16 protein-coding genes are annotated in these 19,036 nt (G+C 55.4%); 10 read left to right on the forward strand and 6 right to left on the reverse strand.

Annotated elements, in window-relative coordinates:
• Positions 1 to 8: 8 nt before the first annotated feature.
• The 6 genes from PYL13_RS17480 to hutC all read right to left on the reverse strand — a co-directional run bounded on the left by PYL13_RS17480 (position 9) and on the right by hutC (position 7,100).
• A complete protein-coding gene (locus PYL13_RS17480) occupies positions 9 to 920 on the reverse strand; it encodes a homocysteine S-methyltransferase family protein (RefSeq protein WP_275642494.1) in 912 nt (303 codons plus the stop codon).
• 30 nt (positions 921 to 950) lie between these two features.
• Positions 951 to 2,534, reverse strand: coding sequence for an ABC transporter ATP-binding protein (locus PYL13_RS17485; RefSeq protein WP_275642495.1), 1,584 nt, complete (start codon positions 2,532 to 2,534; stop codon positions 951 to 953).
• Positions 2,527 to 3,360 (reverse strand): ABC transporter permease, encoded by an 834-nt coding sequence (locus tag PYL13_RS17490; RefSeq protein ID WP_192489371.1) that lies wholly within the window; start codon positions 3,358 to 3,360, stop codon positions 2,527 to 2,529. The genes PYL13_RS17485 and PYL13_RS17490 overlap by 8 nt, the downstream gene beginning before the upstream one ends.
• Positions 3,357 to 4,295, reverse strand: coding sequence for an ABC transporter permease (locus PYL13_RS17495; protein ID WP_250985733.1), 939 nt, complete (start codon positions 4,293 to 4,295; stop codon positions 3,357 to 3,359). Before PYL13_RS17495 ends, PYL13_RS17490 begins: the two co-directional genes overlap by 4 nt.
• A gap of 229 nt (positions 4,296 to 4,524) precedes the next feature.
• Positions 4,525 to 6,120, reverse strand: coding sequence for an ABC transporter substrate-binding protein (locus PYL13_RS17500; protein ID WP_275642496.1), 1,596 nt, complete (start codon positions 6,118 to 6,120; stop codon positions 4,525 to 4,527).
• Positions 6,121 to 6,359: 239 nt separating this feature from the next.
• On the reverse strand, positions 6,360 to 7,100 hold the full coding sequence (gene hutC / locus PYL13_RS17505) for a histidine utilization repressor (RefSeq protein WP_250985690.1): 741 nt from the start codon (positions 7,098 to 7,100) through the stop codon (positions 6,360 to 6,362).
• A gap of 133 nt (positions 7,101 to 7,233) precedes the next feature.
• Here hutC and hutF point away from each other — a divergent pair, with 133 nt between their 5' ends.
• The 10 genes from hutF to PYL13_RS17555 all read left to right on the forward strand — a co-directional run bounded on the left by hutF (position 7,234) and on the right by PYL13_RS17555 (position 18,823).
• Entirely contained in the window at positions 7,234 to 8,604 is a 1,371-nt protein-coding gene (hutF, locus tag PYL13_RS17510; protein WP_250985689.1) for a formimidoylglutamate deiminase, read from the forward strand.
• Positions 8,605 to 8,650: 46 nt separating this feature from the next.
• The gene (locus PYL13_RS17515) at positions 8,651 to 9,685 is read left to right on the forward strand and encodes an ABC transporter substrate-binding protein (RefSeq protein WP_275642497.1); all 1,035 of its coding nucleotides are present in this window, start codon (positions 8,651 to 8,653) and stop codon (positions 9,683 to 9,685) included.
• 107 nt (positions 9,686 to 9,792) lie between these two features.
• Positions 9,793 to 10,650, forward strand: a complete 858-nt coding sequence (locus PYL13_RS17520; protein ID WP_192489377.1) for an ABC transporter permease — start codon at positions 9,793 to 9,795, stop codon at positions 10,648 to 10,650.
• Positions 10,643 to 11,467, forward strand: a complete 825-nt coding sequence (locus PYL13_RS17525) for a quaternary amine ABC transporter ATP-binding protein (protein WP_192489378.1) — start codon at positions 10,643 to 10,645, stop codon at positions 11,465 to 11,467. Before PYL13_RS17520 ends, PYL13_RS17525 begins: the two co-directional genes overlap by 8 nt.
• Entirely contained in the window at positions 11,460 to 12,968 is a 1,509-nt protein-coding gene (locus PYL13_RS17530; protein WP_250985686.1) for an HAL/PAL/TAL family ammonia-lyase, read from the forward strand. Before PYL13_RS17525 ends, PYL13_RS17530 begins: the two co-directional genes overlap by 8 nt.
• A complete protein-coding gene (gene hutI, locus PYL13_RS17535; RefSeq protein WP_250985685.1) occupies positions 12,965 to 14,203 on the forward strand; it encodes an imidazolonepropionase in 1,239 nt (412 codons plus the stop codon). Before PYL13_RS17530 ends, hutI begins: the two co-directional genes overlap by 4 nt.
• Positions 14,200 to 15,735 carry a histidine ammonia-lyase gene (gene hutH / locus PYL13_RS17540; protein ID WP_275642498.1) on the forward strand — a complete coding sequence of 512 codons (1,536 nt, stop codon included), beginning with the start codon at positions 14,200 to 14,202 and terminating at the stop codon, positions 15,733 to 15,735. The genes hutI and hutH overlap by 4 nt, the downstream gene beginning before the upstream one ends.
• Before the next feature lie 2 nt (positions 15,736 to 15,737).
• Positions 15,738 to 16,538, forward strand: coding sequence for an N-formylglutamate deformylase (gene hutG, locus PYL13_RS17545; protein ID WP_275642499.1), 801 nt, complete (start codon positions 15,738 to 15,740; stop codon positions 16,536 to 16,538).
• 11 nt (positions 16,539 to 16,549) lie between these two features.
• Positions 16,550 to 18,223 (forward strand): urocanate hydratase, encoded by a 1,674-nt coding sequence (hutU, locus tag PYL13_RS17550; protein ID WP_275642500.1) that lies wholly within the window; start codon positions 16,550 to 16,552, stop codon positions 18,221 to 18,223.
• Positions 18,224 to 18,232: 9 nt separating this feature from the next.
• On the forward strand, positions 18,233 to 18,823 hold the full coding sequence (locus tag PYL13_RS17555) for a HutD/Ves family protein (RefSeq protein ID WP_275642501.1): 591 nt from the start codon (positions 18,233 to 18,235) through the stop codon (positions 18,821 to 18,823).
• Positions 18,824 to 19,036: the final 213 nt, after the last annotated feature.

Here is a 19,036-nt window from a genome sequence, read left to right on the forward strand (position 1 = left end):
CGTTTGCTTTAATTGCAAAGATACCGTGTTGAAAGAGCATGAATGTGGTTGGTGCCGATGCCGCAGCAGCCGCCAATGATTGAGGCGCCGTTATTGACCCAACGCTTCGCCCAGTTGCCGTAAGATTCTGGATCGAGATCAGCACGAACTTCTGTCACCGTTGCGTTTGCTTCTTCATCACCCTGTTGTGATGGGAACGCGTTGGCGTAAACTCCGACAGGGATGTCCTTGCCCAGATCCGAAAAGACCTTGCTTGCGGCCGCAATGGCAGCATCCATAACCTCTGGCATAGCGCAGTTGAACAGAAGCGCTTCTGCACCGAGTTCTGCGGCAAGGCGGGCGCCGTCCGCAACTGTTTCGCCAGACCTGAGCTGCGCTTCTCCCATTTCTTCGGAAGAGACATCGTCGCGCAATGTATAGGAAATCCAGAGCGGCTTGCCTGTGTGTCGAATCGCCTGATGTGCCGCCTTTACCTCGATAAGACTGCTCTGCGTTTCCGTGAGCCACAAGTCCACCGATGGTTCAAGTGCTTCCACCAGTACTCCGAGCAGTTCACCGGCACGCGCCGGATCAAAAAGTTCAGGCTGGTAGGAGCCAAAGACAGGTGGAAGCGAACCAGCAACCCTTACACTGCGCGGCGCGGCATCGGCGGCTTCACGCGCCAGAGTGCCAGAAAGAGCGGCAAGGGTACGCCCCTCTTTGGCAAAGCGATCTTCGCCAATATGAAAAGGAACAACGGCATAGCTGTTGGTCGTGATTACGTCCGCGCCGGCTGCAATATATTCGTCATGGACTTTACGAACATATTCAGGCCCTTCGATAAGTGCCAGTGCCGACCACTCCGGCTGCCGGAATGGTGCGCCAACACGTTCCAGCTCACGGCCCATGCCTCCGTCCAGAATAATTGTCTTCTTGCTCATGGCGAAATGTCCTTTTCAGTATCAAAATTTCTAGAGGCTCTGCCGTGCAGCAACGACGCTGTCGAGCCACCCCGTGGCCATTTGGGGAACGGATGCGAGAAGTTTGCCGGTATAATCGTCAAATGGCGGGCTCAGCACATCTGCCTTCTGTCCGTAACGAACCACCCGTCCCTTATGCATGACCGCGACCTTGTCGGCGATTGCGCGCACAATCGCCAAATCATGGGTTACAAACAGATATGACGTGCCGTTTTCCGCCTGCACACGCCGCAGCAAATCGAGAATTCCCTCGGCCACCAGTGGATCAAGTGCAGAGGTTGGCTCGTCACACAGCATGAGTTTGGGACGTGCAGCCAAAGCGCGAGCAATACAAACCCGCTGCTTTTGTCCGCCCGAAAGGTCTGTCGGATAACGGGCCTGAAGAGTTGGTGACAACTCGACAAGCTCGAGCAATTCTTCAACAGCCTTGAGGCGCTCTTTGCCGCGCATGCCAAAATAAAACTTAAGCGGACGACCGATAATGTCAGCCACTGTCCGGTTCGGATTAAGTGCCAAATCTGGAAGCTGGCTGATCATCTGTATGTTGCGCAACACGTCCTTCGGGCGGTCATCAACGCGCGAAGCGAGTTGAACCCCTTCGAAATGAATCTCACCCGCCGCATTCAATAAGCCGCTGACCACCCGAGCAAGCGTCGACTTACCCGAACCCGATTCCCCGACAATCGCCGTTGTACGCCCTTTTTCAACATCTAGAGAAACATCACTCAGGACAGGGACTAAAGGGTCATAGGCCGCAAATACGTTCTTCACAGAAAGAAGAGCAGTGGTTGATGATCGCTCCTCTGTTTCGTTCTGCCTGGCCCCCAATAGTCGTTTTGTATACTCCTGTTGAGGTGCCTCAAGGAGGTGCGCCGCTGGCCCCGCTTCAACCATTCGCCCGTGACGAAGAACCATCATCTCGTCTGCAACTTGCGCAACGACAGCAAGGTCATGGGAGATGTAAAGCGCGGCAGTTCCAGTCGTCGCAATCGCATTTTTTATGGCGATAAGCACTTCAATCTGTGTCGTCACATCAAGGGCGGTCGTCGGCTCGTCGAAGACGATCAAGTCGGGTTTCGGGCAAAGGGCCATAGCGGTCATTGCGCGCTGAAGTTGACCACCGGATGCCTGATGGGGATATCGTTCCCCAAAACGATCGGGATCGGGAAGCCCCAGCATTGCGAAGAGTTCAATGGCCCGCTTGCGTGCATCCGGCTTTTTCATCACGCCATGCCAGACGGTTGCCTCAATGACCTGGTCGATCAGTTTGTGGGCAGGATTAAAGGCCGCCGCAGCCGATTGGGCCACATATGTCACCTTGCAACCGCGCAGTTCTTGTCCTTTTCCCGCAGCGAGAATGTCTTTTCCGTCGAGAAGAATATGTCCGCTGGCGATATGAAGACCATTGCGGACATAGCCGAGTGCCGCAAGACCGATGGTGGATTTGCCTGCACCGGATTCACCGATGAGGCCAAGAACGCGCCCCTTCTGAAGACGCAAACCGATACGGTCGACAACAATGCCTTCAACCGATCTGATTTCGAGATCGGTAATTTCAAGCGCGATTTCAGTCATCCTTTTTGACGCCTCTCATTACGCCGCGCTTGCGCTGCCCAATCCAGTCAACAATGAAGTTGATGCTGATAGCCAATATCGCGATGGTGGCGCCCGGGATGAGTGCCGCAAATACGCCGAACATCAAACCATCCTTGTTTTCTTTGACCAGGCTTCCCCAATCAGCCACCGGAGGCTGAACACCAAGGCCGAGAAACGACAGGGTCGATAAGAACAGGATGGCGAAGACGAAACGCAGGCCCAACTCTGCCAACAAAGGAGAAATAGCGTTGGGAAGTATCTCGTTAAAGATGATCCACACTTTGCTTTCGCCGCGCAGGCGCGCAATCTCTACATAGTCTAGCACAACAAGGTCGGAGGCAATTGCGCGACTGACCCGGAACACGCGTGTGGCCTCCAGCACAGCCATTACAGAGATCAACACGAACACATTCTTGGGCAACACAGCCAGAACCACCAGAGCGAAAATTAGCGTCGGTATCGCCATCAGCAGATCATTTGTGCGCGATAACACCTGATCCCGCCACCCACCCGAAAGGGCGGCCAGGAAGCCCAACGGCACGCCGAATGCAAACGCAAGAATGGTTGCTGCCCCCGCGATGGACAAGGTCAGTCTGGTTCCCCAGATAACCCGGGACAAAAGATCTCGACCTATGTTGTCTGTACCAAGAAGAGCCTGCGTCGACGGGCCTTCCCATACGCCGCCAACAATTTCCGATATGGGATGCGGAGCAATGACGTTTGCGAAAACCGCAATGAAGAGAAAGAATGCGACGCCGCCAAAGCCGATGACCGCGAGAAGACGTGAAGTTGTCCTTTGTCTCATCGCGGATGCCTTAATCTTGGATTGGTGAGCATGACCATTACATCGGCAATGATATTCAGTCCGATATAAACGGCAGCAAAGATAAGGCCGCATGCTTGCACTACGGGGACGTCACGTTTGGCGACGTGGTCGACCATGTATTGTCCCATGCCTGGATAAACGAAAATAACCTCGACAACGACGACACCGACGACGAGATATGCCAGGTTCAATGCAATGACGTTGACCACGGGCGACAAGGCGTTGGGCAAGGCATGTTTCAAAAGAATTTGCCACCGCGGCAAGCCTTTTAACTGCGCAGTCTCGATATAAGGTGAAGACATAACAGCCATGAGAGAGGCACGTGTCATTCTCGCCATGTGCCCTGTCACAGCAATCACCAGCGTCATACAGGGAAGCGATACCGCAACCAACCTTTGCCAGCCACTCATCGATGATGTCACCAAGGCACTCGACGGCAAAAGCCCAAGCGAGACCGCCAGATAAGCGATCAATATGTAGGCGACGAAAAACTCTGGCAGCGAAATCGTCCCGAGAGTTGCCACTGCAATCGTTCTGTCTACAGCCCGCCCCGCATACAGCACGGAAATGATGCCGAGTATAAGCGCCAATGGAATGGCAAACAGCGCAGAGACAGAAGCCAGATACAACGTATTGCTTAAGCGAGGCGCGATGCTTTTTGCGATGTCCTGTCTGTTTGAATAGCTACGTCCGAGGTCACCCTGAACAGCATTCCCCAGCCATTCGCTATAGCGTTGGATAGCAGGCCTCTCCAAGCCAAGCTCTTTACGGATGCTCTCCACCGCCTGAGGCGTCGCTTGCTGACCAAGCATTGCTGTCGCGACATCACCGGGTAATATCTGCGTTCCCGCAAATATTACGACAGACGTCGCCCAAAGCAGCAAAATCCCCAAAAGTAGCCGGCGGACAATCATCGACAGCAATCCGCTGCTTTGCCAGATGCGCGCCGCAGCCTGTCGCAATGTAAACTGGGCGATCTGAGCGCGTTGCGCTGTCTGTATTGGCTTTTGTGTCATCACAGTCCGGTGTCAGGTCTTGCAAGATTTGGCATTTTTTTCCGCCTGCAAGTTATAACGAAATGGCAGCGATAAACCGTCTATATGGTCATCGCTGCCATTTCCATGTCTTGAAGGAAAATAAGGCTTATTCTTCGAGCCAGACCTTTTCCGCAAGGCGATAGCCACTCATGTCGCCGCCACCGGGAATGGAAACATATCCCTTCACCTTGCCGTTTGCCGCGGCGAGATTGTCGGTGAAGACAGGGATCAACTCGCCACCCTCTTCAACGATCAGGACCTGCATATCATGATAGATCTGCTTGCGTTTTGTCTCGTCGAGCTCAACGCGCGATGTTGCCAGCAATTTATCGAAGGTCTCGTTCTTCCAACCTGTTTCATTCCAGGGCGCATCGCTCTGAAGCAGCATGGAAAGCATAGCGTCGGCTGTCGGCCTCACGGACCAATTGGATGCAACAAATGGCTTTTTCAGCCAGACCTCATCCCAGTAACCGTCCGATGGCACACGCTCGACATCGATCGTAATGCCAGCCTTCGCGGCGGAAGCCTGATACAGTTGCGCAGCATCGGCTGAACCGGTGAAGCCATTATCAGAAACGCTGAGCGGGATGGAGCCAGAGAAACCGGACTTTTTCAGATGGAAAGACGCCTTCTCCGGATCATATGCACGCTGTGGCACATCCTTTGAATAAAGCGGGTTCCAAGACGGAATAGGATGGTCGTTACCAATCGCGCCTGTGCCTACGAGCAGGCTTTTCTGGAGCTCCTCTCGGTCAATCGCATATTTCAGGGCAAGACGGAGGTCATTGTTCTTAAGAAGCTCCGAGTCTGTGCGCATCGGGAAGCAATACATCGAGTTCTCAGGCGTGCGAAGAATCTGGATGTCTGGCCGGGTTGTCAAACGGCTGACAATACGAGGCTCGACGGCATTGATGATATGTGCCTGACCGCTCATCAGGGCGGCAGCGCGCGCGGTTGCATCATCCATCGCAATTGTTTCAACGGAATCAACATTGGCCCGGTCCGGGTGCCAGTAGTTCGGATTACGTCGTGTCAGCGCGCGCACACCCGGTTGGAAATCCTCAAGAACAAATGCACCGGTCCCGATACCCTTGTCGAAATCCTCTCCGTCAGGGCCAATCCCCAGATGGTAGTCAAGAAACGCAGACGGGAAGTCTACATTGCCGGCTGTCAGAGTAACTGTAATCTCATAGGTGTCCGATGCCACAATATCGCTTACAGCCAGCAGCACACCCTTACCACCCGACTTAGTGTCCTCGCCCCGATGATGATTGAGTGAGTAAACGACGTCCTTGGCGGTTAATTCCTTGCCATTGTGGAACGTCACGCCTCGCCGCAAACGGAATACCCATTTGCTAGCGTCCGGATTAGCAGGTTCCCAGGTCTCTACCAAAGCGCTCGTCAGCTTTCCATCCGGCCCAAGCTCCAAGAGCGTATTAAAAAGCTGGAAGCCCACGGTATACATATAGGCCATGGTGTAGGATGCCGGATCAAGGTGATCGGAACTCGAAGCGGAGTGCATCGCTATGACGAGATGGCCACCCTTGCGTGGGCCTGCGTCCTGCGCCCGTGCGGCAGACGGAATGAAAAGCCCGGAAGACGTCAACCCAAATCCAGCCGCAGCGAGCGCCGTGGCGGATAGGCCCAGGAACTGGCGTCGGGAGTGAGCTTGCGGAACGGGGAAATTTTTCTGATTTGGCATGATATAACTTCGCGGTTTATGAGATATATTTTCTCTTCTGGAGTGGTTGATCTCATCGTTGACGCGGCTTCGCAAGCCATGGCGACCTGAAAAATACGATTATTTTAGAACATCTTTTCAGTAGATGACTTCTAGTCCATCGGGTGAGCAGCGGCACTGAACGTCTACCCGATCAGCCTCTTCGGTGATTTTCGAAGAGCCAACCGACCGACCGATCTACCTTTGCTCAACCAGAAATTTTAAAAAGAACTTTGAAGTCGATACCGCGAGCCCGGGTAAAGAAGTCTCACGGACGAGGCCACCTGATTTCCCGACCATGTCCGGCGACGAACCAGAAGGCACGGTTCTGAACGCGCCACCGAAAGAAGCTTGCATTCCCATGGCTGCGGCAACACCGCTTCAATGAATTGCTCCGTGCGAATGATCGGTGCGACCCGCGTCAGGAAAGCGTTCGGTGTGACTACCGTAAAATCCTGATCGAGATAGTCAGGTGCAATACCGGGATTAACGAAGCGGTCCTCGATCTGGATCGGCACATCATCTTCATGATGCGCGATGATGGTGTGGAAGGCGATATTTCCAACCTTGATCTCCAGTGCTTCAGCCAATTCCGGCCCACAAGGTTCTCTCTGCGCGAGAATCAACTCGGCGCGATGTGTTGCTCCCCGCTCGGCAATTTCATCCGCAATGTTGCGAACGCCCATAAATTTGGCACTGCGCTTTTTCGGCGCAACAAACGATCCGCGCCCCTGAACCCGCACAATCACGCCTTCACTGGCCAACTCCCGGAGCGCCCGGTTGGCGGTCATGCGACTGACACCCAAAACGTCAACCAGCTCATTTTCCGAAGGAATACGCGAGTTAACCGGCCACTCGCCCGATTCGATACGTGCCTTTATCTGGGCTTTCATACGCTCGTATAGCGGCGCCTCGCGTGCGCTGGCATCCTTGACGATAGCCTCGACTTCAGCCTGCGGCATACAATGGCATCCTTGTTACAGTCCTCATCTGCATACAAAATATGCAGCCGAAATTTAAGCCCATTATTTCAATATCCCGCTTGATTGTCATCTAAAAAGCTGCAATGTTCCATATACAACTTGAGGCGCGACGATGGCATCGACAAGAACTCTTTTCTGCAAACGTGCTTTTCTGGCTGACGGCTGGGCAAACAATGTCACGCTTTCCATCAACCATGATGGCACAATAACCGACATTCAGGCTGAAACCACGCAAACCAATGCTGAAGAGCAGGCAAAAGGCCCGGTTGCGCCGGCAATTGCAAATCTACATTCACACGCCTTTCAGCGTGCCATGGCTGGTCTTGCCGAAGTTTCCAGTTCATCCGAGGATAGTTTCTGGACATGGCGTGACGCTATGTATCGGCTTGTTGGCCAGCTTTCCCCGGAAGACATGCAAGCTGTTGCCGCAAAGTTGTATAGTGAACTTCTCAAAGGCGGTTTCGGCCACATCGTAGAATTTCATTACCTGCACCATCAGGCAGATGGCACAGCATATGACGATCCGGCGGAAATGTCGCTGCGCATTTTTAACGCTGCAAAGCAATCCGGCATTGGCCTCACACATCTTCCGGTCTTTTACGCCCATGCTGGTTTTGGCGGCACCGCTCCCGGCGATGGTCAGCGCCCCTTCATTCATTCAGTAGATCGTTTTCTGACGCTTCTTGAACGTCTGGAGAAAGAGCGAGCGGGCACGGCGATCAATCTGGGGCTGGCAATTCACTCCCTGCGCGCTGCCACGCCGGATGAAATGCACACCATTCTCAGCGCCGAACAAACCGGTGGCCCGATCCATATCCATGTTGCCGAACAGCAGAAGGAAGTGGACGACTGCCTGGCGTGGAGCGGTCGCAGACCGGTGCAATGGCTGCTCGATGAAATGCCTGTCGATGAACGCTGGTGTGCCATTCACGCGACCCACATGACAGCGGAAGAGACGTCGCGTCTTGCACGCAGCGGCGCGGTTGCCGGTCTTTGCCCGGAAACCGAAGCCAATTTGGGCGACGGCATATTCCCCGCCACCGATTTTCTTGGTGCCAATGGCCGTTTTGGCATTGGAACGGACAGCCATGTCGCCACCAGCGTCAGCGAAGAACTGCGCCTGCTCGAATATGGCCAGAGGTTGCGAGACCAGAGACGCAACAGAATAACAGCTGGTAGCGGCACGTCTGTTGGCGAGACACTGTTCAAGGGCGCATTGGCAGGCGGCGCACAGGCAGCGGGCCAACCAAAGCACGGGCTTAGCATCGGCGCGTCTGCTGATCTGGTGGTTTTGAGTGAGGTTGAAGCCTTTATCGCCACCGCGCCATCGACAAAAATTCTGGACCGCTGGCTTTTTGCCCTTGGGTCAAAAGCCGTTCGGGACGTCATGGTTGCCGGACAATGGGTTGTTCAGGACGGTCGTCACATCCGTCAGGAGGAGATCGATCGCGCATTTCATGCTGCCCTCAAGCGGCAACATTAGACTGCATTTTTAACGTCACTGACATTCATCAAAAAAGGGGAACATAATGTTGAATGACAAATTGAAATATACAATTGCAGCCGCGGCCATGATCCTTGGCGGTTCTGTCGGTTCGGCCCAGGCATCCTATTGCGGCGACGGCAAAACCGTTACATTCGCGGGCATTGACTGGGAAAGCGGCTCGTTCATTACCGAGGTGATGAAGACCATTCTCGAAAAGGGTTATGACTGCAAGGTCGACTCCATTCCCGGTAACTCCGTGACGCTCGAACAGGCAACAGCAAACAACGATGTGCAGATTTTCGCCGAAGAGTGGATTGGCCGTTCTGACGTCTGGAATGCAGCCTCTGCAGCTGGCAAGGTCAAGTCGATCGGCAAGACATTTGTCGGCGCATCCGAAGGCTGGTTCGTGCCAGAATATCTCGTCAAGGGCGATGCAAGCCGTGGCATCGAAGCCAAGGCGCCTGATCTGAAAAGTGTCGACCAGCTTTCCAATCCCGAAATTGTTGAACTGTTCAAGGACCCGGAAGAACCATCCAAGGGTCGTTTCCTGAACTGCCCATCGGGCTGGACATGTGAAGGCGTCAACACCGCAAAGCTTGAAGCCTACAAGCTGGGTGAAACCTACGTGAACTTCCGCCCAGGCACAGGCACGGCACTCGATGCAGGCATCAGCTCCGCTTACCTTCAGGGCGAACCAGTCCTGTTTTACTACTGGAACCCGACGGCAATCATGGGCAAGTTCAAGCTCGTTCAGCTGGAAGAGCCAACCTACAATGCAGAATGCTGGAAAGAGCTGACCAGCGCCACGGGCAAGCGTGAAGCCGGTTGTGCATTCCCGGCTGTTGAAGTCGCTTACGGTATCAACAGCACATTTGCGGAAGAAGCGCCTGAAATCGTCAGCATCCTCGAAAAGGCAACCTTCCCACTGGACGAAGTCAATGCAAGCCTTGCCTATATGGTCGACGAAAAGGCTGACGCTCCGGCTGCAGCGGCACGTTTCCTGAAGACGAAGAGCGACGTATGGGGTGGCTGGGTTTCACCTGAAGCCAAGGCAAAGATCGAAGCCTCCCTCAACTAAACAGAACGGGAATGTGCGGGGTCGGCGAACCAACAGCGTTTGCCGCAACCTTGCACATTCCCTGCCCCTGTTCTTTTCTTCCGTCTCCCATACCGAGGGCTTAAGCGATGTTTCCTGATGCCTTACACATTTCCATTCGCGGGCCGATAAACGAGTTCGTACAAAACCTTGTTGTGAATTACGGCTTTGTATTCAAAGCAATTTCACAAACCATCCTGCAAGCCATTCTATTCTTCGAATGGATTTTGCGCGGTTTACCATGGTGGGCAGTCCTGATTGCCTTCATGGCGCTTGCCTGGTTTGCAAGCCGCAAGGTTTCTCTGGTCGCCATGGTCGGAATATTGCTGATGGTGGTCGGTGCTCTCGGTCTCTGGGATCTGACGATGCAGACCCTGGCACTGATGCTGATTTCAACGGTCATTTCGGTTGCCATCGGCGTGCCCCTGGGCATCTGGCTGGCCAAAAGCAGCATCATGCGGCGCATCACCCTTCCTGTTCTCGACGTCATGCAGACCATGCCGAGTTTCGTTTATCTTATCCCGGCCATCATGCTGTTTGGTCTCGGCAAGGTACCCGCCGTTCTCGCCACCATCATTTACGCGGTTCCGCCACTGATCCGCCTCACCGACCTCGGCATTCGTCAGGTTGACAGTGAAGTGGTTGAAGCTGCGACAGCCTTTGGCGGTAGCCCACGACAAATCCTGTTCGGTGTGGAGCTTCCACTGGCAACCCCCACCATCATGGCCGGTCTGAACCAGACAATCATGATGGCGCTTTCCATGGTTGTCGTCGCCTCGATGATCGGTGCACGCGGCCTTGGCGAACAGGTTCTCAACGGCATCCAGACACTGGACGTCGGCAAGGGTCTGGAAGCTGGCATTGGTATCGTCATTCTCGCCATCGTGCTCGACCGGATCACCCAGAGCCTTGGTCAATCCAGACAAAAGGACGGCCACAATGACTGACATCGAAATCAAAAACGTTTTCAAGATTTTTGGCGGGAACTCCAAGGCTGCGTTGGCACTGGCGCGTGAAGGCGTTGAAAAATCCGAAATCCTTTCGCGGACAGGATGCAGTGTTGGCCTGAACGACATCAGCCTTAAGATCGGCGGCGGACGGATTTTTGTGATCATGGGGCTTTCCGGCTCAGGAAAATCAACACTTGTTCGCCACATCAACAGGCTGATCGAACCGACCAGCGGTGAGATCATTTTTGACGGCAATAATGTGCTCGATCTTTCCGCCCGTGACCTGCGTGAATTCCGCACACGCCGCGTCAGCATGGTGTTTCAGAACTTCGGCTTGATGCCGCATCGCACCGTGTTGCAGAACGTCACCTACGGCCAGCGCGTGCGGGGCCTCAGCAAGGCAGACGCCAATCCGATCGGCATGAAATGGATCGAGATGGTTGGCCTCTCAGGTTACGAGAACAAGTTCCCGCATCAGCTGTCTGGCGGCATGAAACAACGTGTCGGACTGGCGCGAGCCCTTGCCGCAGACACCGACGTGATCCTGATGGACGAGGCATTTTCTGCGCTCGACCCGCTGATCCGCAGCGATATGCAGGATCAGTTGCTGCAGCTGGAAAAGAACCTCTCCAAGACCATCATCTTTATTACCCATGATCTGGATGAGGCGCTGCGCATTGGCGCCGAAATCGCCATTCTCAAGGATGGAAAGCTGGTTCAGGTCGGAACGCCGCATGAGATTCTCAACAATCCGGCCAATGACTATGTCGCACGGTTCGTTCAACGACGTGCGGGAGTGACACCCCATGCCTGAGACCATCATCCTCGACGGCCCGCTGACCTGGCGCAACATCGGTGCGATTGCCAATGGAGCCGAACTGCAGTTGTCGCAAGCGGCATGGCAGCGAATTTCTAATGCACGCGACATTGTCGATGCATTGGTGGAGCGCGGTATTCGTGGATACGGCATCAACACCGGTGTTGGTGCATTGTGTGATGTCATCATCGACAGGGACAAACAGCAGGCATTGTCACGCAATATCCTGCTCAGTCATTCCTGTGGTGTTGGCCCAGCACTAGGACAGGCACCGACACGTGCCATTATGGCCGCACAGATTGCCAATTTTGCGCACGGCTTTTCCGGCATTCATCCAGACACCGTCAAAGCTTTGCTCACACTTTTGAATGCCAACATATTGCCGGTCATTCCGTTGGGCGGTTCTATCGGATACCTCACCCATGCAGCCGCGATCGGAACGGTGCTGATTGGTGAAGGCACAGCCGTTTTTGAAGGAAACGTCATCTCTGGAGCAGAGGCTCTGAAACAGGCGGGTCTTTCGACCCTGACACTTCAGGCAAAAGAAGGCTTGAGCCTCGTCAACGGCACGCCTTGCGCAACCGGTCTGGCCAGCCTTGCCTTGTCGCGGCTGGAAGGTCTGCTCGACTGGGCGGATGTCAGCGCCGCCATGACCTATGAAAATCTTGGCAGTCAGTCCGATCCGTTTGCAGCAGAGCCGCTTGCCTTGCGCAAGTCGCAAGGACTTCAGCAGGTTGGCAAAACACTGCGTCACTGGCTGGCAGGAAGTGAACTGCTGGCGCAGTCCGCTGGCAGCCGTACGCAAGACCCGTTGAGCCTGCGCGCCGTGCCGCAAATACACGGAGCCGTCAGAGACGCCTTCGTAAACGCTGGCGATGTCGTCAATCAGGAACTGGAAAGCGTCACCGACAATCCAGTCGTCACCGGCAGCGCCAACAACCCGCTGGTCCATTCACAGGCCCATGCTGTGGGTGCCGCACTTGGTCTGGCGATGGACAGTTTGGCAACCGCAGCGGCTGAACTGGCCGCGGTCTCCGAGCGGCGGATCGACCGCCTCGTTAATCCGCTTGTCAGCGGGTTGCCTGCCTTTCTGGCGGCCGAAGGCGGCGTGTTCTCCGGCTACATGATCATTCAATATACGGCCGCAGCACTGGTTGCGGAAAACCGTCGTCTTGCAGCCCCGGCAAGTCTTGATGGTGGGATCACCTCTGCATTGCAGGAAGATATCCTCACCCATGCGACACCGGCGGCGGACAAGGCCCTTTCGATCGTTTCAAACCTGCAGACCGTGCTGGCAATCGAACTGCTGGCCGCCGCACAAGCCTATGACGTGCAGCCGAAGCCTGCTGCCAAGGCTGTGAAGACCGGCCAGGTGTACGAGCTGATCCGTACGCATATTGCGGCCTACCATGATGACCGCCCTCTGAATACCGATGTTGCAACCCTGTCTGCGGTGATTGGCAACACATCGGTCATTGAGCCGGAGAGACTTCCATGAAAACGCTTCTGACAAATGCTCGTCTGATGACGATGCAATCCGACCGTTCCGATCTCGGTATCATTGAAAACGGTGCGATCCTGATTGAGAACGGTGTTATCCTTCAGGTAGCACCCATTGAAGAGATCAGCGCTCCGGCCGGAACACACACCATCGATTGCGAAGGTCGCTGGATTTCGCCCGGCCTCATCGATTGCCATACCCATCTGGTGCACGCTGGCAATCGCGCCCGCGAATTCGAGATGCGCCTGAACGGTGCAACCTATGAAGAAATAGCCCGCGCTGGCGGCGGCATCGTGTCATCTGTATCGCAGGTAAGGTTGGCAAGTGAAGATGATCTGATTGCCCAGAGCCTGCCACGTCTGGACACACTGCTGGCCGAAGGCGTCACCACGGTCGAGATCAAGTCCGGCTACGGCCTGACAGTTGAAGATGAACTGAAGATGTTGCGGGTTGCCCGCACGATGGCGAAAGCCCGCAACGTCTCAGTCAACACGACCTTCCTCGGCGCCCATGCTACGCCAGCAGAATACAAGGGTAGAAACGTCAACTTCATTCAGGATGTTGTCCTGCCAGCTCTGCACAAAGCCCATGCTGAAGGGCTGGTGGATGCTGTCGACGGCTTTTGTGAAGGCATCGCTTTTTCGCCTGAGGAAATGCGTGTGGTTTTTAACAGCGCATTGGAACTTGGCCTGCCGGTAAAGCTGCATGCAGACCAGCTTTCCGATCTGTCGGGAGCGGCCCTTGCCGCCGAATTCGGTGCGCTTTCAGCCGACCATCTCGAATATACAAGCGATGCAGGCGCGGCTGCCATGGCAAAGGCCGGAACGGTTGCCGTCCTGTTGCCGGGCGCGTTTTATTTCATCCGGGAAACCCGCAAGCCGCCGGTTGATCTGTTCCGCAAACACGGCACCAAAATCGCTCTGGCCACAGACAACAATCCCGGCACCTCTCCGCTGACCTCGTTGCTGCTGACCATGAACATGGCGGCCACTCTCTTTGGCATGACAGTGAATGAGTGCATTGCCGGCATCACCCGCGAAGCTGCGCGCGCACTTGGCCGCCTTGCCGAGATCGGCACCATCGAGGCCGGCAAACGCGCAGATCTTGCTATCTGGAACATCAACGAACCCGCGGAACTGGTTTACCGCATAGGGTTCAACCCACTGCATGCCCGCGTATTCGCCGGCGATGTCAGCGCTCTCTCGCCTTCATTTATGGGAGGTCATTCATGACCATTACACTTCATCCCGGCTCAGTGCCGCTTGCCGATCTTGCCCGAATTTACTGGCAAAATGAAAATGTCGTCCTCGACCGCAGCTTTGATGCTGCCATCGAAAAAGCGGCAAACCGCATCGCCGAAATCGCAGCTGGCAATGCTCCAGTGTATGGCATCAACACCGGCTTTGGAAAATTGGCCTCGATCAAGATCGATGCCGCCGATGTCGCCACCCTTCAGCGTAATCTGATCCTGTCGCATTGCTGTGGTGTCGGCGCTCCACTGCCAGAAAACGTTGTTCGCCTTATCATGGCGCTGAAACTGATTTCACTCGGCCGTGGTGCATCCGGTGTAAGGCTGGACCTGATCCGCCTGATCGAGGGCATGCTGGAGAAAGGCGTTACTCCGGTCATTCCCGAGAAGGGTTCGGTCGGAGCCTCCGGCGATTTGGCACCCCTTGCGCATATGGCAGCCGTAATGATGGGCGAAGGCGAAGCCTTCTATGAAGGCAATGCACTTCCTGCAGCACAGGCTTTGTCAAAGGCAGGTCTGTCACCTGTCGTACTGGCCGCGAAAGAAGGCCTGGCACTGATCAATGGAACACAGACCTCCACAGCGCTCGCGCTGGCTGGCCTGTTCCGGGCTCACCGCGCTGCACAAGTAGCGCTTGTCACTGGCGCATTGTCGACGGACGCGGCGATGGGATCGTCCGCGCCTTTCCATCCCGATATTCACACCTTGCGCGGCCACAAGGGCCAAATCGATGCCGGTGCTGCCCTGCGTCAACTGCTCGAAGGCTCAGAAATTCGCGTCAGCCACATCGAAGGCGACGAACGCGTACAGGACCCTTATTGCATTCGTTGCCAGCCGCAGGTCGATGGTGCGTGCCTTGACCTGTTGCGACAGGTTGCCCGCACACTGGAAATCGAAGCCAATGCGGTAACTGACAATCCGCTGGTTCTCTCTGACAATTCGGTGGTGTCCGGCGGTAACTTCCACGCAGAACCAGTTGCCTTCGCAGCCGATCAGACGGCCCTTGCGATCTGCGAAATCGGTGCCATTGCCCAGCGTCGCATCGCGCTTCTTGTGGATCCAGCCCTCTCCTACGGCCTGCCCGCCTTCCTGTCCAAAAAGCCTGGGTTGAACTCCGGTCTGATGATAGCGGAGGTAACTTCGGCGGCACTGATGAGCGAAAATAAACAGATGTCGCATCCGGCATCCGTGGATTCCACACCGACCTCTGCCAATCAGGAAGATCACGTTTCCATGGCATGCCATGGTGCGCGCCGTCTTCTCCCCATGACCGAAAATCTCTTCGCCATTCTCGGCATTGAGGCACTTTCGGCTGTCCAGGGCGTCGAGCTTCGCGGTCCGCTGAAAACCAGCCCGGAACTGCAAAAGGCAATCAACGTGCTTCGCGCCATCATCCCTTCTCTGGAGGACGACCGTTACATGGCGCCGGATCTCAAGCACGCCTCCGACCTCGTCGCATCCGGCGCATTGGTCGCCGCGATTTCCGACGGTATTCTGCCGAAGCTGGAGGCGTAAACATGCCGGTTTTCGAGCTTCGCCAGGGGACCTCACCGATCATTCTCGGTCTGCCACACACCGGCACCGAAGTTCCGGCAGATATCCATGACCGTCTGAATGACAACGGCAAGATCCTGGCTGATACCGATTGGCATATTCATGACCTCTATCGCGATCTGCTGGAAGATGCGACGTCAGTGCGCGCTACCTTCCATCGTTATGTCATCGATGCAAACCGTGATCCCTCCGGCACCAGCCTTTACCCCGGCCAGAACACCACCGGGCTTGTTCCGGACACGGATTTTGACGGTAAACCGATCTGGAAGGACGGATGTGAACCAACTGAAGCCGATATTGCCCACCGGTTGCAGACATTTCACGCACCCTATCATGCCGCGCTTGCGGCCGAAATCGAGCGGGTAAAATCCATTCACGGCATCGCCATTCTCTATGACTGCCACTCCATTCGCTCGCATATTCCGTTTCTATTCGAGGGCAAGCTGCCAGACTTCAACATCGGTACCGATCTCGGCAAAACCTGTGATCCAGCCATTGAGAGGATTACGGTTGAGGTGACCGGAGCCGCCGAAGGTTACACCAGCATCCTGAATGGTCGTTTCAAGGGCGGTTGGACAACCCGTCATTACGGCCAGCCACAGACCGGAGTACACGCCATTCAAATGGAACTGGCGCAATCCACCCACCTCATCACGGAAGCACCGCCCTTTGCCTATGACGACAACAAGGCCGGACAGCTTCGCACACATCTCAAAACCATTCTGACGCGCATGGAGCAATTTGCGCTCGCCAGCAAACGATAAGGGGATAAAGCATGACAAACCCACGCCATAACGAACGCGAAATCCGCGCCCCGCAGGGTACTGAGCTGAACGCCAAAAGCTGGATGACAGAAGCGCCTCTGCGCATGCTGATGAACAACTTGGATCCCGATGTAGCAGAGCGTCCGCATGAGCTGGTCGTCTACGGTGGCATTGGCCGTGCAGCCCGCACCTGGGAAGATTTCGACCGTATCGTCGCCACATTAAAAGACCTCAACGAAGACGAAACCTTGATGGTACAGTCTGGCAAGCCGGTGGGTGTTTTCCGCACCCACAAGGATGCGCCCCGTGTCTTGATTGCCAATTCCAACCTCGTTCCACATTGGGCAACCTGGGAACATTTCAACGAACTCGACCGCAAGGGTCTGGCCATGTACGGCCAGATGACTGCCGGTTCGTGGATTTACATTGGCACGCAGGGTATTGTTCAGGGAACCTACGAAACGTTTGTTGAAGCGGGTCGCCAGCACTTCAACGGCAATCTGACCGGCAAATGGATCCTGACCGGTGGTCTTGGCGGCATGGGTGGTGCTCAGCCTCTCGCCGCTGTCATGGCAGGCGCATGCTGCCTTGCCGTCGATTGCGATGAAACCCGCATCGATTTCCGCCTGCGCACCCGTTATGTCGACGCAAAAGCGCACACGCTGGACGAAGCACTGGCCCTGATCGACCAGTGGACCAAGGCGGGTGAAGCAAAGTCCGTGGGTCTTGTTGGCAATGCCGCTGATATCTTCCCGGAACTCGTGAAGCGCGGCATTCGCCCTGATGTTGTCACGGACCAGACCTCGGCACATGATCCGATTCATGGATATCTGCCATCCGGCTGGACCGTCGCCGAATGGCGCGAAAAGCAGGAAAGCGATCCGAAGGCCGTTGAAGCCGCTGCCCGTGCTTCGATGAAGGTTCAGGTTCAGGCCATGGTGGATTTCTGGAACATGGGCGTTCCGACACTCGACTACGGCAACAATATTCGCCAGATGGCCAAGGAGGAAGGTCTCGAAAACGCCTTTGCTTTCCCAGGCTTCGTTCCGGCCTATATTCGTCCGCTGTTTTGCCGTGGCATTGGCCCCTTCCGCTGGGCCGCTCTTTCCGGCGATCCGGAAGACATCTACAAGACGGATGCCAAGGTCAAGGAACTGCTGCCAGACAACAAACACCTGCACAATTGGCTGGACATGGCACGCGAACGGATAGCCTTCCAGGGCCTGCCGGCGCGTATTTGCTGGGTTGGTCTGGGTGATCGACACCGCCTGGCTCTCGCCTTCAACGAAATGATCAAAAACGGTGAATTGAAGGCGCCGGTCGTGATTGGTCGTGACCATCTCGACAGCGGCTCGGTCGCGTCTCCAAACCGCGAAACCGAAGCCATGAAGGATGGTTCGGACGCCGTATCCGACTGGCCACTGCTCAACGCCCTTCTCAACACGGCATCCGGAGCAACTTGGGTTTCCTTGCATCATGGTGGTGGCGTTGGCATGGGCTTTTCGCAGCACTCCGGCGTTGTGATCTGCGCTGATGGCTCTGATGATGCCGCCAAACGTCTTGAGCGCGTGCTGTGGAACGACCCGGCAACCGGTGTGATGCGCCATGCCGATGCTGGTTACGACATCGCGCTGGATTGCGCGAAGGAAAAGGGCCTTCGTTTGCCCGGTATTCTTGGAAACTGAGGCAGCACAATGAGACTTTTGCGCGCCAGGGAACACAAAACAATGCCATGGAAAAATGGCCTCGGCGTCACCCATGAGGTGGCGCTGGAACCGTCTACCGTGGATGGCGCGCAATTCCTGTGGCGGGTCAGCCTCGCCACGATCAAGGGTTCAGGCCCTTTCTCCGTGTTTCCTGGTATCGACCGGTCCATCGTCGCGCTGAAAGGCAATACCGTACAATTGATCGTTGACGGCAACCCAAGCCCGAAACTTGTAGCGCTTGGGACGCCTTTCACTTTCTTGGGAGAGGCTATTGTCGAGGCAGTCAATGATGGCGGGGAAACAACTGATCTCAACATCATGACGCTGCGCGATCACGCGACCCATGTGATGAAACGTCTGGATTTGGCGACCGTCAAAACGGTCACCGGCAAGCATGATGTTTCAATCATCGTTTTTACGGAGCGAGCCCAGTGCGTTATCGAAGATCGGCCGTTGCAAGCCGGCGCGTTTGATGCTCTCGTCGAGATAGGTTTCGATGACTCGGTACATATCACAGCAGAAAACACCGCAGTGGCCTACCTCATCGGCATCGACTTTAAACAACCTCGCTCCATGTGAGTTTTGGCAGCCTGCTGCGTCTCCCGTCAAAAAAAACCTATTGCGACAGCGCCGATCTGCGGCCGAAGACCGAGAACGATATAACCGTTAAGCCATGTTGTCCTGCGGGCCGGCGTTGCATGAACGATTGCGGTGACCATAGAAGCATTTGCTCCGACCATACCGAGCTTCTGGCGCGGACGCGATGTCGCTTCGTTGTCGTCCGGAGACGGT

It is taken from the genome of Agrobacterium sp. Azo12, assembly GCF_029193765.2.
Classification (GTDB): Bacteria; Pseudomonadota; Alphaproteobacteria; order Rhizobiales; family Rhizobiaceae; genus Agrobacterium.

What these genes read in the sequence shown, in the direction of transcription:
- PYL13_RS17480 (WP_275642494.1), bottom strand. Translation starts at nt 920, where the DNA reads ATGAGCAAGAAGACAATTATTCTGGACGGAGGCATGGGCCGTGAGCTG.
- PYL13_RS17485 (WP_275642495.1), bottom strand. Translation starts at nt 2,534, where the DNA reads ATGACTGAAATCGCGCTTGAAATTACCGATCTCGAAATCAGATCGGTT.
- PYL13_RS17490 (WP_192489371.1), bottom strand. Translation starts at nt 3,360, where the DNA reads ATGAGACAAAGGACAACTTCACGTCTTCTCGCGGTCATCGGCTTTGGC.
- PYL13_RS17495 (WP_250985733.1), bottom strand. Translation starts at nt 4,295, where the DNA reads ATGATTGTCCGCCGGCTACTTTTGGGGATTTTGCTGCTTTGGGCGACG.
- PYL13_RS17500 (WP_275642496.1), bottom strand. Translation starts at nt 6,120, where the DNA reads ATGCCAAATCAGAAAAATTTCCCCGTTCCGCAAGCTCACTCCCGACGC.
- hutC (WP_250985690.1), bottom strand. Translation starts at nt 7,100, where the DNA reads ATGCCGCAGGCTGAAGTCGAGGCTATCGTCAAGGATGCCAGCGCACGC.
- hutF (WP_250985689.1), top strand. Translation starts at nt 7,234, where the DNA reads ATGGCATCGACAAGAACTCTTTTCTGCAAACGTGCTTTTCTGGCTGAC.
- PYL13_RS17515 (WP_275642497.1), top strand. Translation starts at nt 8,651, where the DNA reads ATGTTGAATGACAAATTGAAATATACAATTGCAGCCGCGGCCATGATC.
- PYL13_RS17520 (WP_192489377.1), top strand. Translation starts at nt 9,793, where the DNA reads ATGTTTCCTGATGCCTTACACATTTCCATTCGCGGGCCGATAAACGAG.
- PYL13_RS17525 (WP_192489378.1), top strand. Translation starts at nt 10,643, where the DNA reads ATGACTGACATCGAAATCAAAAACGTTTTCAAGATTTTTGGCGGGAAC.
- PYL13_RS17530 (WP_250985686.1), top strand. Translation starts at nt 11,460, where the DNA reads ATGCCTGAGACCATCATCCTCGACGGCCCGCTGACCTGGCGCAACATC.
- hutI (WP_250985685.1), top strand. Translation starts at nt 12,965, where the DNA reads ATGAAAACGCTTCTGACAAATGCTCGTCTGATGACGATGCAATCCGAC.
- hutH (WP_275642498.1), top strand. Translation starts at nt 14,200, where the DNA reads ATGACCATTACACTTCATCCCGGCTCAGTGCCGCTTGCCGATCTTGCC.
- hutG (WP_275642499.1), top strand. Translation starts at nt 15,738, where the DNA reads ATGCCGGTTTTCGAGCTTCGCCAGGGGACCTCACCGATCATTCTCGGT.
- hutU (WP_275642500.1), top strand. Translation starts at nt 16,550, where the DNA reads ATGACAAACCCACGCCATAACGAACGCGAAATCCGCGCCCCGCAGGGT.
- PYL13_RS17555 (WP_275642501.1), top strand. Translation starts at nt 18,233, where the DNA reads ATGAGACTTTTGCGCGCCAGGGAACACAAAACAATGCCATGGAAAAAT.